Consider the following 26,522-nt stretch of genomic DNA (forward strand, 5'->3'; position numbering starts at 1 on the left):
GGGTCGCCGGCTCCGTTGGCACGACCGGAGTCGATGTCGGTGATCCTGGCCCGTCGACGGCGGTTGCGGGAAGCGCGTCGCCGCAGGTCAACGCCGTCACGGCGACGACAGCCGTCGTGAGTGCGATCAGGAGTTTTCTATGCGGCATCGGACGTCTCCCCGCTCGGATGCAAGCGCGGCGGACTCCGTCGGGGGAGTTGCCGTCGCACACCGATGCTATACGGGGGGCAGGTTGGTGCCGGCGTTCATCGCAACGTGTGTTCGGGGGAGGAACGAGGCGTGCGTGGACGGCTGATACTGTGACGCGAGAAAACGGGAGGTCGCGTGACGAGACGTTCGACAGCAGGGCTCATCGCGCTCTCGGCGATGGTGGTCGCCGGCCTCGCGGTCGCGGCCCCGGCGGAGGCCGCGACGGTGCAGGCGCCTTCGAGCGCCGAAGTATCCTCTGTGGCCGCAGCACCGCCCGGCACTGCGCCGACGCCCGGCACCGGCCCGACGGCTGATCCGCGACTCGCGGGGCACCCGCACCGCCGCACCTGTTCCACGCCGAAGCCCGGGCACGCCGCCTGCTTCGCCGAGGTCGTCGAGGGCGTTGCCGCCCCGGCGGTCGGGCAGGCGCCCGTCGGGTATTCGCCGAGTCAGCTCCAGCAGGCCTACGCGCTGCCAGCGGGAGCCGGCCAGGGGGCGACGGTCGCGGTGATCGACGCTTACGACCTCCCGACCGCCGAGTCCGACCTCGCTGCCTACCGTTCCCGGTTCGGCCTGCCGGCGTGCACCACCGCCAACGGGTGCTTCCGCAAGATGGACCAGCGCGGCGGCGGGAGCTATCCGGCGATCGACCCACAGCGGTCCTGGGGCCCGGAGACCGCCATCGACATCGAGATGGTGTCGGCGGCCTGCCCGAGCTGCAAGATCCTCCTCGTCGAGGCGGACGATGCATCGGTCACGAACCTCGGTCAAGCCGTGAACACCGCAGTGCAGTTCGGCGCCCGGTTCGTCTCGAACTCGTATGGGATCGCCGACGCCGGCTGGGATTTCAGCCCATACGACGCGTACTACGACCACGCGGGAGTGGCGATCACCGCCTCCACCGGGGATGTCGGCTACGGGTCCGAGTTCCCGGCCAGCTCCCGTTTCGTGACCGCGGTCGGCGGGACCAGCCTGTCGGTTGCGGCAGGAACCGATCGTGGCTGGAGTGAGGCCGCTTGGAGCGGTTCTGGCAGCGGATGCAGTTCGTACAGCGTCAAGCCCGCCTGGCAGACCGACACCGGATGCGTCAGCAAGACGGTGGCCGACGTGTCGGCCGTGGCCGATCCGGGCACAGGCGTCGCCGGCTATGGGCCGACTGCGACAGCGCCGTACACGTCGGCGTGGCAAGTGTTCGGAGGCACCAGCGTGAGTGCTCCACTCGTCGCGGGCATGTACGCGCTGGCAGGTGTGCCCGCTGCGGGGACGTACCCGGCGTCGTACCCGTACGCGCATCCCGAAGCGCTCAACGACGTGACTCAGGGGAGCAACGGCTCCGGTTGCGCACCCGCCTACCTCTGCACGGCTGCGCCGGGATACGACGGCCCGACGGGACTCGGAACGCCGAAGGGGGTCTCGTCGTTGAGTGCTCCCGGCAACGCCGCGGCGCCCACGCAGAACGACTTCAATTCGGATGCGAAGAGCGACGTTCTCGCGCGTTCCGCGACGGGGGGCCTGTTCCTCTATCGCGGTAGCGGCTCGGGCGGCTGGTTGACGCCCGCGTCCATTCAGGTGGGCAGCGGCTGGGGCGGGATGACGATTCTGTCGCCGGGGGACTTCGATGGTGACGGGCGCAACGATGTCGTCGCGCGCGACAGCGCCGGACTTTTGTGGCTGTACCCGGGGGACGGTGCGAGCGGTTGGGGCGCGCGCCGGCTGGTGGGCTCCGGCTGGGGTGGTATGAGAATCATGGTCGGCGTGAACGACTTCACCGGGGACCACGTGCCGGACGTGCTGGCCATAGACGGGTCCGGCGCCCTGTGGCTGTATCCGGGCGACGGCCATGGCGGGTGGCGTGCACGTTCCGCGATCGGGTCCGGCTGGGGCGGGATGACGGCCGTGGTGAGCATCAACGACTTCAACGGGGACGGGTCGGCCGACCTGCTGGCGCGCGACTCTTCCGGTCGGCTGTGGCTGTACGCCCACACGCCGTCAGGCTGGAAGGCCCCGGTCGTGGTGGGGATCGGATGGAATGGGATCACCGCGATCGTCTCTCCGGGCGACTTCGATGGGGACGGCCACGACGATGTGCTGGGACGCACTGCGGCCGGCGCGCTGGTTCTCTACCCGGGAACCGGGCGATCCGGATGGGGCAGCCCTCGACAGATCGGCTCCGGTTGGAACGTCATGAACTGGATGGGCTGATCGAGCGAGAGGGCAGAGGTGCTACCTGGCTGTCCCGTCGCGGTGCGGTAATCTCAGCCGCCAGCTCATCCCCTGCGACGCTTTGACCGTGCAGATGACGAGGAGCATCCATCCGGCTTCGACGAGGATCGAGCTCTCGAAGACGCTGGTGACGAGCAGCGCGACGAGCACCAGCGGCGCCCAGGCGTAGACCACGCTGCGGCGGTTGGAGGCGAGCAGCCACGACCGGCTGAACGCCAGCGCGATGAGCGCGACGAACAGCAGGAGGCCGATGATGCCGACCTGCAGGTAGACGTCGAGGTACGCGTTGAGGCCGTCCGAGTGGTAGACGCCCGTCGCATCCTGAATCGCCGTGAAGGGGTAGAGACCGGTCGGCCAGGAACCGATCCAACCCCAACCTATGGTCTGCTGGACGGGGATCAGCTGCCAGATCTGGATCCACAGCTGGTAACGCACCTGGAAGTCGGCACGCGCGTTCAGCAGGTCGATGACGCGGGTGCGGTAGATGTACGCGGTGATCAGGACCGCGATCGTGAAGATGGCGAGCCCCCATTGCAAGTACGAACGCTGCTGCACAGGTGCCTTCCGCAGCAGGTACAGCGCCAGGGTGGCGAGGCCGACGACGACCGAGACCGCGGCGATCACGGGGGAGTGGGCGAGCAGGATGCACAGCCCGGCCAGCGTGATCGAGTAGGCCGCGACCGGCGGTCGCACCGAACGCGTGCGCAGCTCGACGAGGAACGTGACGAACGCGATCAAGGCGACGATGCTCAGCTGGTTACGCGTGCCGAACAGACCCTGGATCGGACCGCCCGCCGCGATATTGCCCTGGATGCCCAGAAAACGGAGCGGAGCGTCGAGCAGCAGGCCGCTCAGCACCTCCAGCGACAGCGACAAGGTCAGCAGGAATCGGAGAGCATCGCCGACCACCCGCACGATCTGGATGGCGTCGCGCACGAGCGCGATGTAGACGGCCAGGAACGCGAAGATGAGCTGGTAGACGACACCGTTCAGCGTCGCCCACTGGTACTGGCTCCAGAAGATGGATACGGCGCACCAGCCGACGAACAGCAGCGCCGAGATCGGCAGCAGGCCGTGCCACTCGATCAGCCGCCATTGCGCGGCGAACGACAGCGCCGCGAGCACGACCAGCACTGCGAGGGCGCCGATCAGCCCCGGCCAGCCGATGAGGCCCCGGATGGCATGCGTGGAGAACCCCGTGATCACTGCCAGGAGGGCGAGCGTCGACGTGAAGCGGGCGGAGCCCAGGAACTCGGTCACCGCGGGGGGCACCAGGGTCCGGCGGGGTGTTGCCATGTTCACAGACTACGGGGAGGGCGGCATTGCGCGCGTCCAGCGGTCAGCGCTGTTTCGCTTTCGTCGCGACCGCCAATGTGACCAGCAGGGCCCAGCCTCCCTCGATCAGGATGCGGCTCTCGGCGAAGCTCTGCGCGATCAGGGCCGCGATGAGGAGCAGCGGCAGGAGCGTCGTCGCCCGGTACGGCTGGTCGTCGGCGATCGTGAAGCGGGGCCGGTCGACAGCGAGGAACCAGGTACGCCCGAACGTCGTCAGCACCAGGAGGATGAAGACGACGAGACCGACGATCCCGAGCTGCAGCCAGACGTCGAGCCACGCGTTGTGCGCCTGCAGGTATTCGACGCCGTTCCGCGTGGCCAGGCCGTCGAAGGGCTTCACCCAGGGGGCCCAGTAGCTGACCCATCCCCAGCCGAACACCGGACGCTGCTGCGCGAGGCGGGTCACCGCCTCCCAGATGTCGAACCGGCCGGTCAGGTCTTCGCTCTTGCCGAAGAGGGCGGGGATGCGCGAGGAGAACACGGAGACCAGCACGATCGTCGCGGCGACGAGGGCGATGCCGACCACGTAGACGGGGGCGCGGCGCTCTGGGCCCGCGCGGCGCGCCCAGAGCGCGAACGCGAGGACCACGGCCGTCACGAGCGCAGCGGCGATGACCGTGGCGGACCGCGTGAGCGCGAGAGTGAGCACGGCCAGGACCAGCCAGGTGACGGCCGACCCGCGGCGGACCGTGCGGTCGGCGACCTGGATGCCGAAGACGATGATCGAGAGCAGCGCGATCATCGCCAGGAGATTGCTGTTGCCGGAGATTCCCTGGATCGGTCCGCCGTGGAACAGCAGATCCCGGCTCCAGTAGAACGCCTGGGGGAGCGTCCCGGACGGCACCGGCTTCACCGGGGTCAGCGGCAGCACCGGGTGCCGGACGAACAGTGCGACGACGAGTTCGAAGATCAGCGACAGTCCGATGATCCACCGGAAGGCGTTGCCGAGGGCGCTCAGTAGGCCCGGCCAGCCGAGCCGCAGCGCCAGGAACACGCCGCCCGCCGCAGTGAGCAACGAGCCGAGCACGCCGAGTGCGCTCGCGCCCGGGTAGGCGGACCAGGCGATGGATGCCACAGCCAGCGCCAGAAAGAGCACCAACGTCTTCGGGGTGGTCCTCCAGCGGAATCGCGGCCGCGAGCGGACGACGAGGACGATGCAGGCGAGTCCGAGCACCCCGGCGAGGACGAAGTATCCCGGCCAGCTGATCAGATTGCGCCAGAAGTCGCCCGCGAACAGCGTGAACAGTACGACCGCGGCGAGCACTGCTTCGCCGGTGCCGGTCGCTGCGCGCACCGCGTCGACTCGGGCCGGGTCGACACCGCTACGGCGGCGGACGGGCGGCTGCAGGCGCGGCGTGGTCACTTCGGCAGGATAACCGACCTGTCGCCCGCCCAGAGCCACGGGCGTCCCGTCACTCAGCCGTTGGGGTGCGCGACGAACACTGTTCCGCGGCCGGTGACCGTCAGCTCGCTCTCGTCGGTGACGACCGCGGCGTCACCCCTCTGCAGGCGCAACGATCCGGTCGCGCCGGCAAGCTCGACCTCCCCGTCGGTCACCAGCGCGATGGCTGCGCCGGGGAGCGCGACGGTCGCGCTCTCCACGCCGTCGACCAGAGCGATGTGCTCGAGGGCGAAATCAGGGACGTCCGGCCGGAACGTCTCGACACCCGCCGCCGGGTGCTCCGGCGCGAGCGGCGTGGCCCGGATCGGCGTGAAGTCGAGCACGCTCACGAGCTCCGGCACGTCGATGCGCTTGCGGGTGAGCCCGCCGCGCAGCACGTTGTCGGAGGCCGCCATGAGCTCGATCCCGAGCCCGCGCAGGTAGGCGTGGATGTTCCCCGCCGGGAGATACAGCACCTGCCCGGGGCGAAGGGTCGCGCGGTTGAGCAGCAGTGCGAGAACGATGCCCGGGTCTCCGGGGAACGCGTCGTCGAGCATCCGCACCGTTTCCGCATCCCTGTCGTGCGGGAGCGCACGCGCGGCCGCGACGACCTCGGCCACCAGCAGGTCGACGTCCGTGTCGCCGCCGAGCAGCCACTCGGTGGCGCGCCGGAGGACGTCGCCGGGCTCGCCCTGCAGGGTGCGGGCGAAGCCGGAGAGCACCGCTCCGCCTGGGCCGGCGGCAGCCAGACGCTCGAGCGCCGCACGGCTCTCGGCCGGATCGCGGAACCCGCAGAGCGCCTCGAACGGGTCGCTGAGCGCGAAGATCAGCTCGGGCTTGTGGAACGGATCCTTGTAGTTGCGGTCCGGGGAGTCGGCCGGCAGCCCCGCCGCATTCTCCCGCTCGTACCCCGCACGCGCCTGCGCGGGGGAGGGATGCGCCTGCAGTGACAGCGGCCCGGCCGCCGCCAGCACCTTCAGCAGGTACGGGAGGCCGCTCGTCCGCTCCCAGGCGGCGAGGTCGTCTGCACCGTCGGCCAGCGCCGGGTCGAGCACGCGGGCGGGGGAGCCGGGATGCGCGCCCAGCCACAGCTCCGCCTCCGGGCGGCCGCTCGGCTCCGTCCCGAGCAGACCGGCGATCGCGGTCGTGGAGCCCCACGCGTAGTCGCGCGGGGTGTTGCCGATGCGCACAAACATCCGTCGCCATCCCTTTCATTCCGTTGGACCAAACTACCAATCGCTTTGTCCCGGCCAGGCGCGTTCCTTAGGCTGACGGGCGCCCGACCATCCACGTGGACGCAATGGAGCAGACATGCCCTTCGAGACCATCGCCGGCGACTTCTACGGCTTCGAGAACCTCCTCACCGACCGCGAGAAGGATTTCATCCAGACCCTGCGCGAGCAGTTGGAGTCGGAGGTCAAGCCGATCGTCAACGAGTACTGGGAGAAGGCGGAGTTCCCGCACCAGATCATCGACGTGCTGCACCGCAACGGCGCGATCGGCCTCGGTTTCCCTGAGACCGCGGCGTTCGAGAACTCCGCGGTGTTCCGCGGCTGGGTCGCGCTGGAACTCGCCCGCATCGACGCCTCCGTGAGCACCTACGTCGGCGTGCAGAACGGGCTCGCGCTCGGAGCGGTCGGCGTCTGCGGCTCCGACGAACAGCGCGCCGAGTGGCTCCCGAAGCTGGCGAGCGGCGAAGTGCTGGGCGCGTTCGGACTCACCGAGCCCACCTCCGGCTCCGACTCGGCGCAGGGACTCAAGACGGTCGCGACGCGCGACGGCGACAACTGGATCCTGAACGGCTCGAAGCGCTGGATCGGAAACGCCACCTTCAGCGACATCACCGTCATCTGGGCGAAGAGCGCCGAGGACGGCCAGGTGAAAGGCTTCATCGTCCCGAATTCCACGCCTGGTTTCACCGCCACGAAGATCGAGGGCAAGCAGTCGCTCCGGATCGTGCAGAACGCCGACATCACCCTCGAGAACGTCGTCGTGCCCGAGTCGCTGCGCCTGCAGAACGCGAACAGTTTCAAGGACACCGCGAAGGTGCTGCGGCTGACCCGCGCCGAGGTGGCGTGGGCAGCCGTGGGCGTCGCCGTCGGAGCCTATGAGGCGGCACTCCGTTACACGAAGGAGCGAGTGCAGTTCGGCAAGCCGATCGCCTCCCACCAGCTGATCCAGGACCTCCTGGTGAAGTCGATCGGCAACATCACGGCCTCCATCGGCCTGTGCACCCGCGTCTCGCAGATGCTCGACGACGGCGAGCAGCGGGACGAGCACTCGGCCCTCGCGAAGGCGTTCGCCACGGCCCGCATGCGCGAGACGGTCGCCTGGTGCCGCGAGGCGCTCGGCGGCAACGGCATCGTGCTCGACTACGACGTCGCCCGCTTCTTCGCAGACGCCGAGGCCCTGTACTCGTACGAGGGCACCCGCGAGATGAACACCCTCATCGTGGGTCGCGCGATCACGGGGCAGGCTGCGTTCGTCTGACGGCTTCCTGTTCGCGCGGTCCCGGTAGGGTTGCCGTGACCGTGGTGACGAACGAGCAGGAGGACCGCCCGTGGCGTGGTTGGTGACCGGAGGCGCAGGCTACATCGGAGCGCACGTCGTGCGGGCGTTCCGCGACCAGGGGATCGACGTGGTCGTCGTGGACGACCTCTCCAGCGGGCACGAGGAGTTCGTGCCGGCGGGCGTCCCGTTCTACCGGGGAACCATCCTCGACGGCGAGCTGCTCGCCGAGGTCTTCAGCGACAACGCGATCACGGGCGTCGTGCACGTGGCCGGCTTCAAGTACGCCGGGGTCTCCGTGCAGCGTCCGCTCCACACCTACGAGCAGAACGTGACCGGGACGGCCGTGCTGCTGGCAGCGATGCAGGACGCCGGGGTGGATGCGATCGTGTTCAGTTCGTCGGCCGCCGTCTACGGGACGCCGGACGTCGACATCGTCACCGAGGCGACGCCGAAGAATCCGGAGTCGCCGTATGGCGAGTCCAAGCTGATCGGGGAATGGCTGCTCCGTGACCAGGGCGTCGCAGTGGGCCTGCGCCACGCCTCGCTGCGGTACTTCAACGTCGTCGGCTCCGGCGACCCGTCGCTGCGCGACACCAGCCCCCACAACCTGTTCCCGCTCGTCTTCGACGCGCTGGTCGAGGGGCGGACGCCGCGGATCAACGGCACCGACTACCCGACCCCCGACGGCACCTGCGTGCGCGACTACATCCATGTCGCCGACCTCGCGGTTTCGCACGTGGCGGCGGCCAAGCGGCTTGATGCGCACGAGTCGATCGAGCCGGTCTACAACCTCGGAAGCGGCGACGGCGTCTCGGTCGGTCAGATCATGTCGACCGTGGCCGAAGTGACCGGAATACCCTTCACCCCAGAAGTGGGGCCTCGACGCGCGGGGGATCCGGCGAGGATCGTGGCCTCGGGAGAGCTCGCAGCACGCGATCTCGACTGGGAGATGCGTCACACGCTCGACGACATGGTCCGCAGCGCCTGGGAAGCACGCCAGGCGGCATCCTGACACCTCCCCGGCCGGCGAAAACCGACCGGGCGTGTCGGGATTGTTGTGTTTCCCCGGCGCGTCGCGAACTCTCGACCAGCGGTCAAGGCTTTACGATTCGCGACTTGACGTGAGCGAATGACAACGGTGTAATTAGGGCTACACGGGAATCTCGTGTTTCAGCAGTCCATGGGTGGGGAGACCGATATGCCAGTTCCTGAATATCGTTCTGGAGTACCCGACGACTGGTTCATCGATCCGGTCAAGCTCGGGGTCCCCGGGGTCCGTACGGCGGAGGTCGAAGACGACAACCCGCTCTCCTGGCAGACCGACGCCCTGTGCGCACAGACCGACCCGGAGGCGTTCTTCCCCGAGAAGGGCGGCTCCACCCGCGACGCCAAGCGCATCTGCACCTCCTGCGAAGTGCGGTCGCAGTGCCTCGAGTACGCCCTCGCGAACGACGAGCGGTTCGGGATCTGGGGCGGGCTGTCCGAGCGCGAGCGCCGCAAGCTGCGCAAGCGCGCCGGCTGAGCCCATCCAATCCGCGCCGCGCCCGGGCCAAAGACGGGATCGGCGCAGCCCCAACTTAGGCTGACTGGCGATGTATCCGAGAGTCACCGCCATAGTCGTCGCCCAGAGTGGCGGCCCCCACCTGCAGCGCACTCTCGACGCCCTCGCGGAACAGACCCGTCGACCGGACGCCGTGATCGCCGTCGACTGTGCGACCTCCGACGACGCCACCCGGCTCCTCTCCGAAGCCCAGCCCACCCAGCTGCTCAGCGTTCCGGAGAAGCTGGCTTTCGGTGCCGCCGTCGCCACAGCGGTCCGCGTCCTTCCGCCCACGTCCGGCCCGGAGCAGCTGCTGTGGCTGCTTGCACACGACACGGCGCCGGAGCCGGAGGCGCTTGAAGCCCTGCTCGCGGCGCTCGAGGTCTCCCCATCCGTCGCCGTCGTCGGGCCCAAACTCGTCGACTGGGACGACCCAGCGCTCATCCGTGAGTTCGGCGAGACGATGACGCCGTTCGGCGCATCCGTGCCGCTCGTGGAGAACGAGCTCGATCAGGCGCAGCACGACGGCATCAGCGACGTGCTCGCCGTCTCCAGCGCCGGGATGCTCGTCCGCCAGGCGCTGTGGGAGCGGCTCGACGGATTCGACCCTGCCCTCCCCACCGTCGACGACGGCCTAGACTTCTGCACCCGCGCCCGGCTCGCCGGCTTCCGCGTGACTCTGGTCGCCCAGGCCCGCGTCGCCATCGCGGGGGATGGTGTCGCCGGGCCCAACCTCTCCCCGAAGTGGACAGTGCGCCGCCGGCTCGCAGGGGAGCGCCGCCGGGCGCAGCTGCACCGCCGGATGGCGTACGCGCCCGGCTGGGCGGTCTTCCTGCACTGGCTCACCCTTGTTCCCCTCGGCATCCTCCGCGGGTTGCTGCGCCTGCTCCGGAAGGAGCCGGGATCGATCGGCGGAGAGCTCGGCGCGGCGTTCCGCGTCGCCTTCTCCGGCCTCGCGGTCAGCAACGCCCGTCGCCGCCTCTCCTCCGCGCGGGAGGTCGGCTGGGCGGCGGTCGCGCCGCTGCGCGTCCCGTTCGCCGAGGTGCGGCGTGCTCGTGCACTGAAGCGCGAAGCCGCGACGGTCCGGCAGCAGGGTGAGCGACAGGATCTCGACTTCTTCGGCACCGGCGGTGGATGGGCTGTGCTCGCGGCCCTGCTGGTCGGCGTCGCCCTGTTCTTTCCGCTCGTCGGTTCCGGAGCCCTGAGCGGCGGCGGCCTCCTGCCGCTGGATGCCTCGGTGGGGCAGCTGTGGGCGAACCTCGGCTACGGCTGGCGGGATGTGAGCCTCGGGTTCACCGGGGCGGCCGACCCGTTCTCCGCGGTGCTGGCCGTGCTCGGCACGCTGACCTTCTGGCAGCCGTCGCTGTCCCTCGTCCTGCTCTGGGTGCTGGCGCTGCCCCTCGCTGCGTTGGGCGCCTGGCTTGCGGCGGCACGGCTGACCACGCGGCCGACGCTCCGTGCATTCGGCGCACTCGTCTACGCCCTCGCCCCGACCCTTCTGGTCGCGCTGCAGGGCGGACGGCCGGCGGCCGTGCTCGCCCACGTCCTCCTTCCGTGGTTGTTCTTCGCGGGTCTGGCCGCCCGACGGTCCTGGGCGGCCAGCGCGACCACCGCCCTGCTCGCGGCGGCGACCGTGGCCTGTGCGCCGATCCTGATCCCAGCGCTCGTCATCGCGTGGATCGCGGCGATCGCGTTCGCCGGACGCCGTGCCGCCCGCATCGCGTTCATCCCGCTTCCGGCCGTCGTGCTCTTCGCGCCGCTGGTCTGGCAGCAGGCATCGCGAGGCGCGTGGCTGTCCATCTTCGCCGACCCCGGCGTGCCCCTGGATGCACGGCAGACGCCGGCCTGGCAGCTGGCGTTGGGCTTCCCGGAAGGGACGCTCGGCGGCTGGCACCAGCTGGCGAAGATGCTGGAACTCCCCGAGGCCTCGGCGAACCTGATCGTGCCGATCCTGCTCGCGCCGCTCGGAATCCTCGCGATCCTCGCGCTCTTCCTGCGGGGGACCGTCCGTGCGATCGTGGCGCTGCTCGTCGCTCTGGCCGGATTCCTGACCGCAGTGACCGCTCTGCACCTCCAGGTCGCCGTGTCCGGAGGGACCGTCGTGCCGATCTGGGCCGGAAGCGGCCTGAGCCTCTACTGGCTGGGACTGATCGGCGCCGCCGTGCTCGCGCTGTCGGCCATCGGCCGTGCCGCGGTGTACCCGGCGTGGGTCGCCATCGTCACCCTGGCCGTCGCCGCGGTTCCGATCGGCATCGCCACGCTGAACGGCAACGCGGTCGTCCAGGAGAGCGCTGGACGGACCATGCCGGCCGTCGTCACCGCGAAAGCGGCCACCCAGCCGCGCACGGGTACCCTGCGGATCGTTCCGCAGCCCGACGGCGGCATCCGGGCGGACATCGTCCGCGGCAGCGGTCAGACGCTGGAGGACCAGTCCACGCTGGCCGACACCGAGCGGTCGCTCACGGCCGCCCAGCGGAACCTGGCCCTGCTCGCCGGTAACCTGTCCTCCCGCAGCGGCTACGACGCCTCACCGCAGCTGAAGCGGCTGGGCATCGACTTCGTGCTCCTCGCCCCGACGGCGACGGCTCTGGAGAAGCAGGATGCGTCCGCCGCGGATGCCACCCGCTCCCGTGCAAGCATCGCGATGGACGCGAACCCGCTGCTCGCGCCGGTCGGCGCGACCACGAACGGCCGCTTGTGGGCCTTCGACCGCGGCACGGCCGTCGTCCCGCCCGCAGCCCAGATCCCGGCGGGAGCCGGTGGTCTCTGGCGGATGCTCGTGCTGATCGTGCAGGGTGTGGTGATCGGCGCGACGCTGCTCATGGCGATCCCCACCACCCGCTCGGCCGACCGCGTCTCGGACCTCTCCGCCCGCCGTCCGCATCGGCGGAAAGAGGATGCGGCCGTCGAACCGGACGACGAACCGGATGAACCCGATCCCGCCGCGGACGGTATCGCGGACGAGAGCCTCGACGAGTACGAAGCGGAGCCGGAGGACGAGGCCGTCGTCGAATCCGCCGCGGAGGACGACGTGCCCGAGCGGGAGCCCGACGCGGTCGTCCGGCCCGTGGAGGAGGATGACGAGCCTGAGCCGGTCGTCGAGCCCGAGCCGGTCGTCGAGCCTGAGCCGCCCGTCGAGCGCAAGACGGAGGAGGACCGCGACGCCGAGCGCGTGACCACCCCACCGGCACCCACCACGCTCGAAGACGGACTCGAGGAGACCATCATCCGACCCCGACGCACCACCGACGGAGGCGACCGTGGCTGACCGCAGAGGCCTCGCCCGCATCGGCTTCCGGACGCTCGGCGGGATCGTCGGCATCGGGGTTGCTCTGGCCGTCGTCGCCGGCGCCACGCTCCTTCCGCTGCCCGACTTCGCGATCGGCGCGCCCTCGCAGACCGTCACGCCGGTTCCCGCCGCTCAGCAGCGCGTCTGCCCGGGCCCGCTCCTGGAACTCGCCGCAGACGCGGGTGCTGCCACTCGGCCGAGCGCCATCGGAGCGCCCGAGACCGCCTTCCATGCCGATGACGCGTCCGTCCGCACCACCACTCTGAAGCCCGACGCCGACTCCTCCGGATCAGACGAAGCGCCGCTGGTGGCAACCGTCTCCACTCCGAAGGACTCCTCGGCTCCTCCGCTGTTCGCCGCCGCCCAGCTGCAGACGGCCGCCACGGAGGACCTCGCCGGGCTCGCCGCCGCGGCTTGCGCCGAACCGGCCGCGGACACCTGGCTCGCCGCCGGATCCACGTCGCTCGGACAGACCAGCCTGGTGTTGCTCGCCAACCCGAGCGAAGTGGATGCGACCGTCGATCTGACCATCTACACCGAGAGCGGAGTCGTGAGCGCACCGGGCGCTGCGAACATCATCGTCCCCGCCCGTTCGCAGAAGGTGGTGCCACTGTCCGGACTCGCGCCGTCGGCCGCCGCCTCGGTCGTCCGGGTGCAGACGAGCGGAGGAGAGGTCGTCGCCTCCCTGCAGCAGAGCTACGAGCAGGGCATCCAGCCGCGCGGGGCCGAGATCGCCGGAGGAACCGGGTCGCCGGCCCGCCAGCAGATCCTCCCGGGCGTCACGATCGCCTCCATGGCGGCGATCCAGGCAGCGCAATCCGCCGAGGGTGTCGGGGTCGACTTCCCCGTCGTTCGGCTGCTGGTGCCCGGCGACACCGACGCGCAGGTGACCATCGGAGCCGTCGGCGAGGCCGGGACGGCGGCAGGCGAGTCGTACGCCACCACGGTCAAGGCGGGCACGGTCGCGGAGGTGCCGCTCGATCACCTGAAGGACGGCAACTACACCGTCACGGTGAACTCCAGCGTCCCGATCGTCGCCTCCGCGCGCACCTCGGTCATCGGCGCGAAGACGCGGGACTTTACGTGGTTCGCCTCCGCCCGGCCTCTCCAGAAGAGCCTGCTGGCGGCCGTCCCCTCCGGCGGCAGTGCGACGATGCACTTCGCGAACCCGGGCGAGAAGGACCAGGCGATCACGGTGGTGGGCGTCACGGGAGGCGGCAAGCAGTCCAAGCTGACGGTGCCCGCCGAAGGGGGAGTCACGCTCAAGGTCGCGGCGGGGAGCTATCGCGTCACCGGCGCCGGCGCCCTCTACGGCAGTGTCAGCTTCTCGGCCGAGGGGCGTGCCAGCTCGTTCACGCTCGCACCGCCCGGGGCGCTCGCGGCGCCGATCACCGTCTACCCGAACTGAGGGCAGGCCCGAACTCAGGGCAGGCCCGAACCGAGGGCCGACAGCCCTCAGAAGTGCCGGTAGCGGTCAGGCGCGAGATCCCACGGGTCCTTACCGAGCAACTCGGCAACGGCACGGAAGACGCATCCCTCGATGTACATGCGGCGATGCAGTTCGTCGTCGCGGTGCAACTTCGTGAGGCGCTGGATGGGCACGCGGTAGAGCACGATGCGCCGGTGCGCGGCATCCACTCGCCAGCGGTCGACGCCGTCCGAGCCCGAGTTGCCGATCGGTGTCGCCGCGACCTCGAAGTGCACGTTCGACAGCTCTTCCGGCCAGACGCCCTTCAGGTAGTCCGCCGTCGACGCCACGGTCATGTCGAAGAAGTCGATCCGGTTCTGCAACATCGGCAGGTGCGGACCGGTCACCGGCCCCCTGGCGCCCCGCCCGTGCCTGCTCCTCCAGCGGCTCGTCGCCGGCGGTTGGCTGCTGGTGCGGCGGTTGCGGGGCATGTCGCCATCCTACGTCGGCGGTGCTCGGGTAGTCTGAGCCCGATGTTGAGTCGTCCGTGTTCCCGAGTCGCGTGTCCGCGCGACGCTGTGCAGACGCTCACGTACGTGTACTCGGACTCGATGGCGGTGCTCGGTCCGCTCAGTCTGAAGCACGAGCCGCACTCCTACGACCTGTGCGCCATCCACGCCGAACGCCTCTCCGCGCCGCAGGGCTGGCAGATCGTCCGGCACGTCAGCGTGCCCGAGATCTGAGCCTCCCGTCACGGTAGGTTAGGGGCCATGAGCATCACCGGTGACCCTCGCCTGCAGTCCGTCGTCAAGACCTACGACATCCGCGGTCTGGTCGGGAAAGACCTCACGGTCGAGGTCGTCGAGGCCATCGCGGCGGCGTTCGTCGACGAAGTGGATGCGGCCGGCCGCGACGTGATCGTGGGTCACGACATGCGCGACTCCTCTCCCGCCTTCGCCGAGGCCTTCTCGCGCGGCGCGCGGGCACGCGGCGCCGATGTCGTCTCGATCGGCCTGTGCTCCACCGACGAGTCCTACTTCGCCTCCGGCTCGCTGCAGGCTCCCGCGGCGATGTTCACGGCGAGCCACAATCCGCCGACGTACAACGGCATCAAACTGTCGCGGGCGGGCGCGCAGGGGCTCAGTATGGACACCGGCCTCGGAGCGGTGCGCGACCGCGCCTCCGCCTACCTCGCCGATGGCATCCCGGCCGTCGATCGCCCCGGCAGCTACCGCGAAGAGGATGTGCTGGAGCGGTACGCCGCGTACTTGCGGTCCCTGGTCGATTTGAGCGGCATCCGCCCGATCACCGTCGTCGTGGACGCGGGGAACGGCATGGGCGGGCTGACCGTTCCGGCGGTGCTGGAGCAGGCGGTGGGCCTTCCGGCGCTTCCGATCACGATCATCCCGCTCTACTTCGAGCTCGACGGCACGTTCCCGAACCATCAGGCCAACCCGCTCGAGCCGAAGAACCTGGTCGACCTCCAGCGCGCCGTCGTCGAACACGGCGCCGACCTCGGCCTTGCCTTCGACGGCGACGCCGACCGCTGCTTCGTCGTGGACGAGCGCGGCTCCGCGGTCACGCCGTCCGCCGTCGCCGCTATCGTCGCTGTGCGTGAGATCGCACGGGCCCGGGCCGAAGACCCGGATGCCGAGATCACGGTCATCCACAACTTGATCACCTCCAACATCGTGCCCGAGACCATCGAGGCCGCCGGCGCCGTCCCGCTGCGCACTCGTGTCGGCCACACGCTCATCAAAGACGCCATGCGCCAGTCCGGCGCGGTCTTCGGTGGCGAGCACTCGGCGCACTACTACTTCCGCGACTTCTGGAGCGCCGACAACGGGATGCTCGCCGCCATGCACCTGCTGGCCGAATTCGGGTCGCAGGACCGCCCTCTGTCCGAACTCGCCGCCCGCTACACGCCGTACGCGATGTCCGGTGAGATCAACTCGACGGTCGACGACGTGCCTGCGGCCTTCACCCGTATCGTCGAGGCCTTCACCCCTCGCGCCGATTTCGACGAGCTGGATGGGCTCACCGTCACCGGACGCGTCGGCCAGGACGAGCCGTTCTGGTGGTTCTCGGTGCGGCCGTCGAACACGGAACCGCTGCTGCGCCTGAATGTCGAGGCCGCCGACCAGTCGACGATGGCGCGCCTCCGCGACGAGGTGCTGGGGCTCATCCGGGGCTGATCCCGGCGGGAGATTCGTACCTCGGTCGCAGGCTCCCTCGGCGCTGGGGTCGCGGCATCGCTCCGCGCTGCCCTGAGCTCCACCGCGCATGCCAGAATGGTCCTCATGCCAGCTAGCACCGCCACCTCCCTTCCGTTCAAGGTCGCCGATCTCTCCCTCGCCGAAGCGGGACGTCACCAGATCCGGCTCGCCGAGAACGAGATGCCGGGGCTGATGTCCCTGCGCGCCGAGTTCGGCGAGTCCCAGCCGCTCGCGGGAGCGCGGATCGCCGGCTCCCTGCATATGACGGTGCAGACCGCCGTCCTTATCGAGACTCTGGTCGCCCTGGGCGCCCGGGTCCGCTGGGCCAGCTGCAATATCTTCTCGACCCAGGACGAGGCGGCTGCCGCCATCGCGGTCGGCCCCACGGGAACGCCCGAGGCGCCCGCCGGCGTGCCGGTGTTCGCCTGGAAGGGCGAGACGCTCGACGAGTACTGGTGGTGCACCCAGCAGATCTTCGACTGGTCCGCTGAGGCCGCCGCCGACGGCGGCGACTACCTGGGCCCGAACCTCATCCTCGACGATGGCGGCGACGCCACGCTGCTGGTCCACAAGGGCCGCGAGTTCGAGCTCGCCGGCGCGGTGCCGGACGACGCCGACGGCGACAGCCACGAGTACCGCGTCATCCTCGCTGCGCTCCGCGCCTCTCTCGCTGCCTCCAAGGACCGCTGGACCCGCACCGCCAGCGACATCCTCGGCGTCACGGAGGAGACGACCACCGGCGTCCACCGCCTGTACGAGCTGGCGAAGGAGGGGCAGCTGCTCTTCCCGGCCATCAACGTCAACGACTCGGTCACCAAGAGCAAGTTCGACAACAAGTACGGCATCCGCCACTCCCTTCCCGACGGCCTCAACCGGGCGACGGATGTGCTGATCGGCGGCAAGGTCGCTTTCGTGGCCGGCTATGGCGACGTGGGCAAGGGAGCGGCGGAGGCGCTGCGCGGCCAGGGGGCCCGGGTCATCGTCAGCGAGGTCGACCCGATCAACGCGCTGCAGGCGGCGATGGACGGCTACCAGGTCGCACGGCTGGAGTCGGTCATCGACCAGGTCGACATCCTCATCACCGGCACGGGCAACCTCAACGTGGTCACCCTCGACCACCTCCTGGGGCTCAAGCACCTGGCGATCGTCGCCAACGTCGGCCACTTCGACAACGAGATCGACATGGCCTCGCTCGAGGCGCTCCCCGGCGCCGAGAAGGTCGAGATCAAGCCACAGGTGCACGAGTGGAGGCTGCCCACCGGCCGCAGCATCCTGGTGCTGTCCGAGGGCCGCCTGATGAACCTGGGCAACGCCACCGGGCACCCCAGCTTCGTGATGAGCAACTCGTTCACCAACCAGGTGCTGGCACAGCTCGAACTCTACGTCTCGCCGGAGAAGTACCCCATCGGCGTCTACGTGCTCCCCAAGCACCTCGACGAGAAGGTCGCCCGACTGCACCTCGACGCCCTCGGTGTCGAACTGACCACCCTGACGGATGAGCAGGCCGCTTACATCGGCGTGCCGGTCGACGGCCCCTACAAGGTCGACCACTACCGCTACTGATGGCACTCGACTTCGCCGACCGGGAGCTCCCCGGCGGCCTGATCCTCCGGGTGCGGAGAGAGCAGGACGCCGCGGCGCTCGCTGCCGCCTACCAGCGCAACCGCGGGCACCTCGCCCCGTGGGATCCGACGCGCACCGAGGACTTCTTCACCGAGCAGGAGCAGCTCGCGCAGACCCGTGAACTGCTCGCGCTACGCGAGGTGGATGCGGCCCTCCCGCTCGTCCTCGCCGACGGCGACCAGATCGCCGGCGGCGTGACCCTCAGCCATCTCGTCCGAGGCGCCTTCCAGTCCGCGAACGTGGGCTACTGGCTCGACCGCGACCACGTCGGCCGAGGGCTCGCGTCGAGTGCACTGTCGGCCGTCATCGAGGCAGCCCGCGACAGCTACGGCCTGCACCGGGTCCAAGCGGCGACGCTGCTGGCGAACCACGCCTCGCAGTCGGTGCTGACGCGGACCGGCTTCGAGCGGATCGGCGTCGCGCCGAACTACCTGAAGATCGCGGGCCGCTGGCAGGACCACGTGCTGTTCCAGCGCATCCTGCACGACTGAGCGGGATGCGGGCCTAGTCTTCGGCGGGCAGCTCGGCGAACGCCCGCACGGGGAACGTGCCGAAGCCCTCGATCGCGGGCGGTGCCGCCGTGAACAGAGCGCCGCGCTCGGGGAGCTCCTCCAGTCGGGTGAGGTGCTCGACGACGTGGATCCCGGCGGCGAGCAGGATGCTGTGCGCCGGGCGGCTGCCGCCGCTCTCCGTGTCGTCGATGTTGAGCGAGTCGATGCCGACGAGCGCGACGCCCGCATCCGCCAGCAGCCGTGCTCCGTCCTCGGTGAGGAAGGGCGCTCCGGAGGCGTAGGCCGGGGTGCCGAAGTGCGCATCCCATCCCGTGTGCAGCAGCACGGCCGAACTGGGCGTTGCTCGCCCTGCGAGGGCTGACGCACGGATTCCCCGGTCGGCGGAATCCGTGAGGTGGACGACCTCGGCGGACAACCCGACCAGAGTGTCGAGCTCGAGCCCTGCGAGGTCCGGCCCGTCCGCATAGCGGTGGAAGGGGCTGTCGAGGTACGTGCCGGTGTTGCCGATCAGCGTGATGACGTCCATCGCGAACTCGGTGCCGCGCGCGTAGACGGCGCGGGAGGCCTCCCGCGTGAGGTGCGGCTGGATCGTCGGAGCGGGGAGCCCGGGGTAGGTGACGAGCCCGGCGCGGATACGGTGGCTCAGATCGACGATGCGGCGGCGGGCGGGCGTCATGGCGGTGTCCTCCTGGCGGGGCGGGCGAAAGGTGGTGGGCGGCGGGGTGCTGCGTGGCGCGTGGAGCGGGTCAGCGGTCGGGGAAGCCGTGCGGCAACGCGCCGAGCACCGGGTCCAGCCGCTCGAGCCGCTGCCCTTCGAGCGCGAGACCGCGGGCGTCACGATCGCGGCGCAGCGCAGCGACGGCCACGAGGAATGTTTCGGCGTCGACCGGCGGCAGCGGCGAGACGTACGGGGATGCCTCCCGCGCCAGTTCCGTGCTGAGCCCGAGACGTGCGGCCGGCGTCAGCTCGGGCGCCTGCCGGACGAACTGGGCGATCCGCCGCGACAGCCGGTCGGGCAGGCGGGCGACGTCCGCGGTCGCCGCCCAGGCGCTCAGGTGCGGCGCGAGATAGAGGGGGAGCGGCTGAGGTCGCGGGACGCGGACGAGCTGGCTGTAGGTGCCGGCCAGCAGGTCGCCGAGGCGCTTGGAGCGAGCGTTGAGCAGGCCCGTCAGGGCGGCGATCGCTCCAAAGGTCATGAAGATCTCGAGCACGCCCACGAGCGCACGGATGAACGAGTGGCGGAAGCCGATCGCGCCGCCGTCGTCGCGGACGATGCGCGCGCCGACCGCCAGCTTGCCGAGGGACCGACCGTGGGACAGCAGCTCGATCGTGGTCGGCAGGATCACCATCCCGAACACCAGGATGAGCACGACCAGCGCCCGCGCGAGCGCCTCATCGATGGCCGCGCCGGTGGTGACCAGCAGCATGATGCACCCGAACATCACGAGCGTGTACGTCAGCCAGTCGATGATCGTGCCGGCGGCGCGGAGGATGTAGCTGGCCGGCTTCACATCGAGCGCGACGGCCTCGCCGGTGTACGAACCGAGGTCGAGCCCGCGGTCTTCCTGCGACACGCTTCCCGCCCCGGCCTGCATCATAGATATCATCTAAGCAGATGGACCTCGACGCCTACACAGCCGCCCGCAGCGCCGACTGGGAGGAGCTCTCCCGGCTGGCAGCGAAGCGACGCCTGAACGGCCCTGAGGCCGATCGGCTCATCGATCTGTACCAGTCGGGCGCCGCGGATCTGTCCGCAATTCAGACCAGCGCCGGATCGACCGCAGTCGGCGACCGGCTGTCTCTCGCGCTGTCCTCGGCGAGGCTCCGATTCACCGGCGCCGGCAGTAATCCGTTCGCGCAGTTGCCCCGCTTCTTCCTGTTGCAGCTGCCGGCGGCTCTCTATCGGCTGCGGTGGATCGTCCTCGCCGTCGCCGTAGCGACCGTGATCATCGCGACCCTGTACGCGGTGTGGATCACCGGCAATCCGGATGTGCTGCGCAACCTCGGCGACGACGCTAACCTGCGTCACTACGTCGAGCACGACTTCATCGACTACTACTCCAACAACCCGGCCGCGTCGTTCGCGGGTCAGGTGTGGACGAACAACGCATGGATCGCCGCTCAGTGCATCGCCTTCGGGATCACGGGTCTCTACGTGCCGTATGTGCTCCTCCAGAACGCGATCGGCGTCGGCACGGCGGCGGGCGTCATGTTCGCCTACGGCCGGGGCGACGTGATGTTCTCGTACATCCTTCCCCACGGGCTGCTGGAGCTCACGAGCGTCTTCGTCGCGGCGGCGGCCGGGCTCCGCATCTTCTGGGCCTGGATCGCGCCGGGCGCACGGACGCGCGGGCAGGCGCTCGCCGAGGACGGCCGTGCCCTCTTCACGGTGGCGGTGGGATGCGCGATCTCGCTGTTCGTCTCCGGCCTGATCGAGGGCTTCGTGACACCGTCGTCGCTGCCCGTGTGGGCGAAGATCACGATCGGGGCGCTCGCCCTGGCCGCGTTCCTCGCCTACATGCTGGTGCTGGGGCGCCGGGCGGTGCGGGCAGGGGAGACCGGCGATCTCACCGAGTTCGAGGCCGGAGCACGGCGGATCGTCGCCGGCTGACGGGCCGATTGGCGGGCGCGTCCGCGCGAGGGAGCGCCGAACGGCTCAGAGCCGGCCGGCGGCCTTGAGCGCGAGGTAGCGGTCGGCCAGCGCCGGCGGGAGGTCAGCGGGGGAGCCGGTCACCACATCCCCGCCCAGGCGGCGTACGGCAGCCGCCACCCGGCTGAGGTCGAGCAGGGATCGCTCGGCGGCGGCGGCGCGGTAGACCTGATCGCGGTCGCGGCGTTCGGTGGTCGCCTCCAGCGTGTCCGGGTCGGTCACGCTCGCCACGACCACCAGGTGCTTCGCGGTGAGCTGCGGGAGGACGCTCAGCAGGCCGCGTGATCCTCCCGGAGACTCGATCGAGGTGAGCAGCACGACGAGGGAGCGTTGCGAGGTGAGCGAAGCGACCTGCGCGGGCACGGCCGACCAGTCCATCTCGATGAGGGCCGGCTCGATGCCGGCCATCGCGTCCACCATCCGGGAAAGCAGCTCAGGGCCGCTCGCACCCTGGACCCGCCCGCGGACGATGCGGTCGTAGGCCACCATGTCGATGCGGTCGCCTGCTCGCGTGGCGAGCGCCGCCAGCAGCAGGGACGCCTCGAACGCGGTGTCGATGCGCGGTTCGTCGGCGACCCGTGCGGCCGACGTCCGTGCCGAGTCGATCACGATGATCACCCGGCGGTCCCGCTCCGGGCGCCAGGTGCGTACCATGACGCGCGCTCCCTGACCGCCGGACGGATCGTGCCGCCGCGCCGTCGCACGCCAGTCGATGGACCGCACGTCGTCACCCCGTACGTACTCGCGCAGCGAGTCGAACTCGGAGCCCTGACCGCGAAGCAGCACGCTGGTGCTGCCCTCCAACTCGCGCAGTCGCGCCAGTCGCGACGGCAGGTGCTTGCGCGCCGTGAACGGCGGGAGCACGCGGATGCGGCCGGGAGCCTCCAATGTCGCCTGCCGGGCCCACAGGTGCAGAGGACCCCACGAGCGCACGGTGACGCTGCGCACCCGGCGCTCGCCGCGGCGCCAGGGTCGCAGAGAGGCGACGATCCGCCGCCGTTCGTGTGGCGGGATCACGACGCGGGTGCGTGTCGGTTCGGCGGCCGCAGAGGGTTCCCAGCCGTCCCGGACGGTGCCGCGCAGGGTGCGTCGTCCGGTGTTCGTCACGTACAGCTCGGAGAGCGCCTCCGCGCCGAGGCGGACACGGGCCGGCAGGGTCCGTTCGAGCGCGACCGCTCGCGGCGAACCCGCGAGGAGCAGGTCGACGAGCCCGAGCAGCAGGCACAGCAGCAGCCAGCCGGCAAAGGCGGCGTACGCCGCCGCCTCGCTCCCGCCGAGCAGCACGACGGGGACGGCCCCCAGCGCGAGCAGGGCGACGAAGCGTCCGGAGATGGTCACGTCAGCGCCTAGATCGGAACCTGGACCTGCTGCACGATCGAGCGCAGGATCGCATCGGCGCCGACACCCTCCAGCTCGGCTTCGGGGCGCAGCTGGATGCGGTGCCGCCAGACCGGGACGAGCATCGCCTGCACGTGGTCGGGCGTGATCGACTCGTACCCGGAGAGCCACGCCCAGGCCTTCGCCGCGGCGAGCAGCGCCGTGGTGCCGCGCGGGCTGACGCCGAGACGGACAGAGGGGCTGCGCCGGGTCGCGCGTGCGAGGTCCACGATGTACGCCAGCACGTCGGCATTCGCGCCCACCGTAGCGACCGACTCGCGGGCGGCCTGAAGGTCGCCGGCGCCCATCACGGGCGTGACACCCGCGGCCGTGAGGTCCCGCGGGTTGAACCCGGCGGCATGGCGACGGAGGACCTCCACCTCCGTGTCGCGCTCCGGCACATCCAAAGTCAGCTTCAGCAGGAAGCGGTCGAGCTGCGCCTCCGGCAGCGCATACGTGCCCTCGTATTCGATGGGGTTCTGCGTCGCCGCGACGATGAAGGGGTCGGGCAGCTGACGACTCACGCCGTCGACGCTGACCTGGCGCTCCTCCATCGCCTCGAGCAGAGCCGACTGGGTCTTCGGGGGCGTGCGATTGATCTCGTCGGCGAGCAGGATGTTGGTGAACACCGGTCCCTCGCGAAAGACGAAGCCGCCCGTCTGGGCGTCGTAGACGAGCGATCCGGTCACATCCCCGGGCATGAGGTCCGGGGTGAACTGGACCCGCTTCGTGTCAAGGCTCAGGGCTTGGCTCAGCGACCGGACGAGGAGGGTCTTCGCGATGCCCGGCACACCCTCCAGGAGGACGTGTCCCCGCGTGAGGAGCGCGATCATGAGCCCGGTGACGGCGCCGTCCTGACCGACCACCGCCTTGCCCACCTCGGACCGGACGCCCGCGAGAGCGGCACGCAGTCGTGCGGCGTCGCTGCCGGCGCCGGGGGAGGAGGTGGGGAACGCTGTCCCCGTCGTGACGTCTGTCATTCGTCCATTCTTCCGGTCGGGCCCGTCGAGGGCGAAACGGCGGCGGCGGTGGCGCGTTCGAGCTCCGCCAGCTGGTCCGAGAGAGCGATCAGCTCTCGGTCGGTGTTAGGGATGCGGTCGAGCAGCACGTCGCGGACCGCCAGCCGGTCGCGACGGGTCACCGCTGCCACCGCGTCGGCCACTTCGATCGCGGTGGCGCTCGTCGGCAGTCCGACGAGCGCGGACAGGCGACCGACGGTGCCGACCCGGAGCGCGTCGGCGGCCCTCAGCCGTGCCGACGAGCGCTGGTAGAGGCGGGCGCGACCCTCGCGCGTCTCCCCGGCCCGCACCACGACCGGCAGGTTCTCGACGACCAACGGCCCGAACCGCCGGCCTCTCCAGACGGCGGCGGCGACGAAGACCACCAGGAGGAGGAGCATGACCGGCGTCACCCATCCCGGCGTCAGCGCGGCGATGTCGGGTGGACCGGTGACGGGTCGATCGCCCACGGACGGCAGGTACCAGACCAGCGTGCGGTCACCGCCGAGCAGGTTCAGGGCGAGAGCGGCGTTCCCCAGGCGGTCGACGCCGTCGTTGGTGAGCAGGGAGCCGGAGCCGAGGAGATACACCGGGGAGCCGTCGAAGCTCGTCCGGACGAGCGACGCCCGTCCGTCGGCGTCGGCGAAGCAGGCGACGCGCTCACCGACACCATCGGAGGAGACGCGGAACGTGCCGGGCAGGACGATGTCCTCGGTGCCGGGGGTGTCGCGCGGGTCGATCCGATCGGCTCGGTCGGCCGCGGGCAGGCTGCATCCCGCATCCACAACTCCGCGTGGTGCTCCCGCGGCGCTGACGTCCGGGGCGACGGTCTGCAGGGTGCGGAAGCCGGGCTCGATCAGCACCAGCGTGTGGCCGTCGCCGGCCAGATCGCGGTAGCCGTCGGCGGCGAGGTTGCCCTCCGGGTCGTAGACGAGCACGGTCGCGTCGCCGGCCGCAGCCTCGCGCGCGGCGTTCAGCGTGGTGGCAGCCTTCACGTCGACGCCGTGTGCCGTGAGGACCTGCGCGACCGCCTTGGCGCCGGCGGGCGCGGCGTTCGCCGCATCGAGGGGGATGCCGGCGCCCGCCCGACCGCCGGTCAGGAGGATGCCTCCGAGGGCGATCAGCACAGCGATCGCAGCGAGGATGATCCACGGAACGGCACGGCGCGCGGTCTGCCGCACGGTGAGCGAGGTCGCCGCCGCAGTGGGCATGGCGTCTTCGCCACGCGTCTCCGTATCGAACGCCCCTGGGTCGAGCATCGGAGCCGGCGCGGTCATGCGGACACCTCGAGGACAGGAATGCGGACGTTCTGTAGCCGCTGGTCGAGGGCGACGAGGAGCTGGTACCCGGATTCGCTGCCCGGTCGGTCGAGATAGCGCACCTCGTCGAAGATGCGGGCGGCACGACGGAGGGTGTCGCTCTCGTCCGGCGCTACCCGTGCGGCCCGCAGCGCGAACTCCGTGGCGGTCGTTCCGGGCGTCACGTGCACCAGCGTCCGCTCGTCGAGCGCCACGGCGATTGCCCGGAACTGCTCCTCGACGGCGGTGACCCAGTCGCCCGCGCCAGCGGCGCGCTGGGCGGCCGCGCGCAGATCGGCTGCGGTGCGAGCATCCTCCGCCCCGAAGAGCGCGCGTCGCGCGAGCGCCGACCTGCGATTCACTCGCGGCCGGCCGAAGATGAAGAATGCGGCCACGATGAGGCCGGCGATCACCACGACGACGATCAGCAGGAGCACCGGTCCGGCGTCTCCGCCCGGACCTTGGAACAACGACGCGAGCCAGTCCTGCACGGCTTTGGACGCCACATCGAACCAGGTCGGCTTCGCAGCCTGATATTCCGGGCGCGCCAATTCCTCGCGCAGCCATTCCTGCGCCTCCGGCGAGCTCGGGTCGACCGGGATGTCGAAGTGCAACACGATCAGCCGACGGACCACCCGGCCGGAGGCTGAGCGGGCTGCTGCGCGGGCGGGAGATAAGGATCAGGAAGTTCCTGACCCGTCTGCCGGCCCTCGACGAAACGCACGAGTTCGAGGTCGAGCCCCTCTTTGCGCATCCGGAGGTCGATATAGAGAAGAGCGATGGCCGCCGTCTGGATGACGCTGCCGATGGCGCCGACGATCGCCGTGACGATGCTGGAGATCACATTCACGCCCAACTGGGCGATCAGCGCCTGGGCCATCGGGTCGGCCGAGCTGGCGGACGTTGGCGCGAAGACACCCCCGACGATGCCGCCGAGGATCGCGAAGGGGATGGCGATCGTCTGGGTGATCGCGTACACGATCACTCCGACGAGCAGGACGATTCCGAAGGTCCGCCAGAAGTACCCGGTCGTCAGCCGCCACGAGCGAGCGACGGCCGCCCTCAGCGACAGCCGTTCGAGCACGATGATGCTCGGCACCATGATGAGTTTGGTGTTGATCCAGATGTACAGCGGGATCAGCCCGATCCCACCGACGATGCCGACGACCACGGCCCCGATGGTCCCGGCCGGTGGTCCGAGGGTGGCAAGCGCGATGACGATCGCGGCCACCAAGGCGAGGGCGACGATCCAGGCGAGCGCGTAGAGCAGGGTCCAGCCGATCAGGGCGCCGATCCGGCCTCGGACAACCTGCCAGAGCGCGCGGAACGTCAACTTCTCGCCGAGGGACTCCCGGGCGACGTCTGCGACGATCACACCCTGCAGGAGCGCGCTGAAGACGCTCGTGACGACGAGTGAGAGCACGCCGAGCACGATCGATCCGCCGATCAACCCGGCACGGAGTGCCGGCTGATCCTCGACCTCGCCGGACAGCGCCCGCCCGGCCAGGAACGCGATCGCTCCGGCGATGACGACGGTGACCACGATCGAGGGGATGCCCTGCAGCAGCAGGGCCGCTCCGACGGTGATCCGCGGATTGCGTCGCAGAGCCTGGAACGGTGCGGCGAGCAGCGGCCCGAGCGTGAGCGGGCGGAGCGGGATCAGGCCGGGCTTAGGAGGCGGCGTCCAGGCGGGCTGAGGGCCGCCGGGCTGCTGGCCATACGGCTGCTGCTGCCACTGCGGGGGCTGCTGTCCGTACGGCGGCTGCCCGTATGGCGCCTGCTGCCCGTACTGCTGCTGTCCGTACGGCGGCTGTCCGTACGGCGGCTGTCCGTACGGAGTCTGCTGCCCGTACTGCGGCGGCTGCTGCGGCGCGTCGTCCGCCCCGTTCCCCGAACCCGAGGAGCCGGGAGCCTGCCAGTTCTGTTCGTCGCTCACGCCGTGCCTTTCCGTCCCCCTGCGTCGTGCGGTGAT

General features: G+C 70.3%; 22 protein-coding genes. 11 read left to right on the top strand and 11 right to left on the bottom strand.

From position 1 onward, the window contains the following. Positions 1 to 324 precede the first annotated feature (324 nt). Positions 325 to 2,391, top strand: a complete 2,067-nt coding sequence (locus AB7E03_RS18175; protein WP_489942709.1) for an FG-GAP-like repeat-containing protein — start codon at positions 325 to 327, stop codon at positions 2,389 to 2,391. A gap of 21 nt (positions 2,392 to 2,412) precedes the next feature. Here AB7E03_RS18175 and AB7E03_RS18180 read toward each other — a convergent pair whose 3' ends face one another. Genes AB7E03_RS18180 through manA form a run of 3 tightly spaced genes read right to left on the bottom strand, consistent with a single transcriptional unit; the run spans position 2,413 to position 6,324 of the window. Then, positions 2,413 to 3,708 (bottom strand): O-antigen ligase family protein, encoded by a 1,296-nt coding sequence (locus tag AB7E03_RS18180; RefSeq protein WP_489942710.1) that lies wholly within the window; start codon positions 3,706 to 3,708, stop codon positions 2,413 to 2,415. Positions 3,709 to 3,751: 43 nt separating this feature from the next. Next, positions 3,752 to 5,110 carry an O-antigen ligase family protein gene (locus tag AB7E03_RS18185; protein ID WP_489942711.1) on the bottom strand — a complete coding sequence of 453 codons (1,359 nt, stop codon included), beginning with the start codon at positions 5,108 to 5,110 and terminating at the stop codon, positions 3,752 to 3,754. Positions 5,111 to 5,163: 53 nt separating this feature from the next. Further along, positions 5,164 to 6,324, bottom strand: a complete 1,161-nt coding sequence (gene manA, locus AB7E03_RS18190; protein ID WP_489942712.1) for a mannose-6-phosphate isomerase, class I — start codon at positions 6,322 to 6,324, stop codon at positions 5,164 to 5,166. A 115-nt stretch (positions 6,325 to 6,439) separates the two neighbouring features. Between manA and AB7E03_RS18195 the strand changes: the two genes are divergently transcribed. The 5 genes from AB7E03_RS18195 (at position 6,440) to AB7E03_RS18215 (ending at position 13,876) form a co-directional block, all read left to right on the top strand. Further along, positions 6,440 to 7,618, top strand: a complete 1,179-nt coding sequence (locus AB7E03_RS18195; protein ID WP_489942713.1) for an acyl-CoA dehydrogenase family protein — start codon at positions 6,440 to 6,442, stop codon at positions 7,616 to 7,618. Positions 7,619 to 7,688: 70 nt separating this feature from the next. Beyond that, positions 7,689 to 8,651, top strand: a complete 963-nt coding sequence (gene galE / locus AB7E03_RS18200) for a UDP-glucose 4-epimerase GalE (protein ID WP_489942714.1) — start codon at positions 7,689 to 7,691, stop codon at positions 8,649 to 8,651. A gap of 186 nt (positions 8,652 to 8,837) precedes the next feature. Further along, positions 8,838 to 9,161 (top strand): WhiB family transcriptional regulator, encoded by a 324-nt coding sequence (locus AB7E03_RS18205; RefSeq protein WP_489942715.1) that lies wholly within the window; start codon positions 8,838 to 8,840, stop codon positions 9,159 to 9,161. Between the two features lie 70 nt (positions 9,162 to 9,231). Continuing rightward, positions 9,232 to 12,447, top strand: a complete 3,216-nt coding sequence (locus AB7E03_RS18210) for a glycosyltransferase family 2 protein (RefSeq protein ID WP_489942716.1) — start codon at positions 9,232 to 9,234, stop codon at positions 12,445 to 12,447. Further along, positions 12,440 to 13,876: a DUF5719 family protein gene (locus tag AB7E03_RS18215; protein WP_489942717.1), complete on the top strand. Its 1,437-nt coding sequence runs from the start codon at positions 12,440 to 12,442 to the stop codon at positions 13,874 to 13,876. The genes AB7E03_RS18210 and AB7E03_RS18215 overlap by 8 nt, the downstream gene beginning before the upstream one ends. A gap of 47 nt (positions 13,877 to 13,923) precedes the next feature. Here AB7E03_RS18215 and AB7E03_RS18220 read toward each other — a convergent pair whose 3' ends face one another. Continuing rightward, complete coding sequence (locus AB7E03_RS18220; protein WP_441783869.1) at positions 13,924 to 14,367, bottom strand: metallopeptidase family protein; 444 nt, start codon at positions 14,365 to 14,367, stop codon at positions 13,924 to 13,926. 42 nt (positions 14,368 to 14,409) lie between these two features. On the opposite strand from AB7E03_RS18220, the gene AB7E03_RS18225 reads away from it, so the two are divergent. From AB7E03_RS18225 to AB7E03_RS18240, 4 genes are all read left to right on the top strand, one after another. After that, positions 14,410 to 14,619 (top strand): DUF3499 family protein, encoded by a 210-nt coding sequence (locus AB7E03_RS18225; protein ID WP_489942718.1) that lies wholly within the window; start codon positions 14,410 to 14,412, stop codon positions 14,617 to 14,619. Positions 14,620 to 14,646: 27 nt separating this feature from the next. Further along, a complete protein-coding gene (locus tag AB7E03_RS18230; protein WP_489942719.1) occupies positions 14,647 to 16,071 on the top strand; it encodes a phosphomannomutase/phosphoglucomutase in 1,425 nt (474 codons plus the stop codon). A 105-nt stretch (positions 16,072 to 16,176) separates the two neighbouring features. Then, a complete protein-coding gene (ahcY, locus tag AB7E03_RS18235) occupies positions 16,177 to 17,655 on the top strand; it encodes an adenosylhomocysteinase (protein WP_489942720.1) in 1,479 nt (492 codons plus the stop codon). After that, positions 17,655 to 18,206, top strand: a complete 552-nt coding sequence (locus AB7E03_RS18240; RefSeq protein ID WP_489942721.1) for a GNAT family N-acetyltransferase — start codon at positions 17,655 to 17,657, stop codon at positions 18,204 to 18,206. Before ahcY ends, AB7E03_RS18240 begins: the two co-directional genes overlap by 1 nt. 13 nt (positions 18,207 to 18,219) lie before the next feature. On the opposite strand, the gene AB7E03_RS18245 is transcribed toward AB7E03_RS18240, so the two are convergent. Both AB7E03_RS18245 and AB7E03_RS18250 read right to left on the bottom strand, forming a co-directional pair. Continuing rightward, positions 18,220 to 18,903 (bottom strand): cyclase family protein, encoded by a 684-nt coding sequence (locus AB7E03_RS18245; RefSeq protein WP_489942722.1) that lies wholly within the window; start codon positions 18,901 to 18,903, stop codon positions 18,220 to 18,222. A 70-nt stretch (positions 18,904 to 18,973) separates the two neighbouring features. Continuing rightward, positions 18,974 to 19,825 (bottom strand): RDD family protein, encoded by an 852-nt coding sequence (locus tag AB7E03_RS18250; protein ID WP_489942723.1) that lies wholly within the window; start codon positions 19,823 to 19,825, stop codon positions 18,974 to 18,976. Between the two features lie 17 nt (positions 19,826 to 19,842). Here AB7E03_RS18250 and AB7E03_RS18255 point away from each other — a divergent pair, with 17 nt between their 5' ends. After that, positions 19,843 to 20,838: a stage II sporulation protein M gene (locus tag AB7E03_RS18255; protein ID WP_489942724.1), complete on the top strand. Its 996-nt coding sequence runs from the start codon at positions 19,843 to 19,845 to the stop codon at positions 20,836 to 20,838. Positions 20,839 to 20,883: 45 nt separating this feature from the next. Here the strand turns inward: AB7E03_RS18255 and AB7E03_RS18260 are convergent, their stop codons facing one another. Genes AB7E03_RS18260 through AB7E03_RS18280 form a run of 5 tightly spaced genes read right to left on the bottom strand, consistent with a single transcriptional unit; the run spans position 20,884 to position 26,486 of the window. Next, positions 20,884 to 22,215, bottom strand: coding sequence for a DUF58 domain-containing protein (locus AB7E03_RS18260; protein WP_489942725.1), 1,332 nt, complete (start codon positions 22,213 to 22,215; stop codon positions 20,884 to 20,886). A gap of 8 nt (positions 22,216 to 22,223) precedes the next feature. Further along, complete coding sequence (locus AB7E03_RS18265) at positions 22,224 to 23,234, bottom strand: AAA family ATPase (protein WP_489942726.1); 1,011 nt, start codon at positions 23,232 to 23,234, stop codon at positions 22,224 to 22,226. Further along, positions 23,231 to 24,529 carry a DUF4350 domain-containing protein gene (locus AB7E03_RS18270; protein ID WP_489942727.1) on the bottom strand — a complete coding sequence of 433 codons (1,299 nt, stop codon included), beginning with the start codon at positions 24,527 to 24,529 and terminating at the stop codon, positions 23,231 to 23,233. Before AB7E03_RS18270 ends, AB7E03_RS18265 begins: the two co-directional genes overlap by 4 nt. After that, entirely contained in the window at positions 24,526 to 25,185 is a 660-nt protein-coding gene (locus AB7E03_RS18275; RefSeq protein ID WP_489942728.1) for a DUF4129 domain-containing protein, read from the bottom strand. Before AB7E03_RS18275 ends, AB7E03_RS18270 begins: the two co-directional genes overlap by 4 nt. Beyond that, positions 25,170 to 26,486, bottom strand: a complete 1,317-nt coding sequence (locus tag AB7E03_RS18280) for a hypothetical protein (protein WP_489942729.1) — start codon at positions 26,484 to 26,486, stop codon at positions 25,170 to 25,172. The genes AB7E03_RS18275 and AB7E03_RS18280 overlap by 16 nt, the downstream gene beginning before the upstream one ends. Between the last annotated feature and the right edge of the window lie 36 nt (positions 26,487 to 26,522).

It is taken from the genome of Leifsonia sp. RCC_180 (assembly GCF_058138205.1).

What these genes read in the sequence shown, in the direction of transcription:
- AB7E03_RS18270 (WP_489942727.1), bottom strand. Translation starts at nt 24,529, where the DNA reads ATGACCGCGCCGGCTCCGATGCTCGACCCAGGGGCGTTCGATACGGAG.
- AB7E03_RS18220 (WP_441783869.1), bottom strand. Translation starts at nt 14,367, where the DNA reads ATGCCCCGCAACCGCCGCACCAGCAGCCAACCGCCGGCGACGAGCCGC.
- AB7E03_RS18255 (WP_489942724.1), top strand. Translation starts at nt 19,843, where the DNA reads ATGGACCTCGACGCCTACACAGCCGCCCGCAGCGCCGACTGGGAGGAG.
- AB7E03_RS18180 (WP_489942710.1), bottom strand. Translation starts at nt 3,708, where the DNA reads ATGGCAACACCCCGCCGGACCCTGGTGCCCCCCGCGGTGACCGAGTTC.
- ahcY (WP_489942720.1), top strand. Translation starts at nt 16,177, where the DNA reads ATGCCAGCTAGCACCGCCACCTCCCTTCCGTTCAAGGTCGCCGATCTC.
- AB7E03_RS18245 (WP_489942722.1), bottom strand. Translation starts at nt 18,903, where the DNA reads ATGACGCCCGCCCGCCGCCGCATCGTCGATCTGAGCCACCGTATCCGC.
- AB7E03_RS18205 (WP_489942715.1), top strand. Translation starts at nt 8,838, where the DNA reads ATGCCAGTTCCTGAATATCGTTCTGGAGTACCCGACGACTGGTTCATC.
- AB7E03_RS18195 (WP_489942713.1), top strand. Translation starts at nt 6,440, where the DNA reads ATGCCCTTCGAGACCATCGCCGGCGACTTCTACGGCTTCGAGAACCTC.
- AB7E03_RS18265 (WP_489942726.1), bottom strand. Translation starts at nt 23,234, where the DNA reads ATGACAGACGTCACGACGGGGACAGCGTTCCCCACCTCCTCCCCCGGC.
- AB7E03_RS18240 (WP_489942721.1), top strand. Translation starts at nt 17,655, where the DNA reads ATGGCACTCGACTTCGCCGACCGGGAGCTCCCCGGCGGCCTGATCCTC.
- AB7E03_RS18250 (WP_489942723.1), bottom strand. Translation starts at nt 19,825, where the DNA reads ATGATGCAGGCCGGGGCGGGAAGCGTGTCGCAGGAAGACCGCGGGCTC.
- AB7E03_RS18225 (WP_489942718.1), top strand. Translation starts at nt 14,410, where the DNA reads ATGTTGAGTCGTCCGTGTTCCCGAGTCGCGTGTCCGCGCGACGCTGTG.
- AB7E03_RS18210 (WP_489942716.1), top strand. Translation starts at nt 9,232, where the DNA reads ATGTATCCGAGAGTCACCGCCATAGTCGTCGCCCAGAGTGGCGGCCCC.
- manA (WP_489942712.1), bottom strand. Translation starts at nt 6,324, where the DNA reads ATGTTTGTGCGCATCGGCAACACCCCGCGCGACTACGCGTGGGGCTCC.
- AB7E03_RS18230 (WP_489942719.1), top strand. Translation starts at nt 14,647, where the DNA reads ATGAGCATCACCGGTGACCCTCGCCTGCAGTCCGTCGTCAAGACCTAC.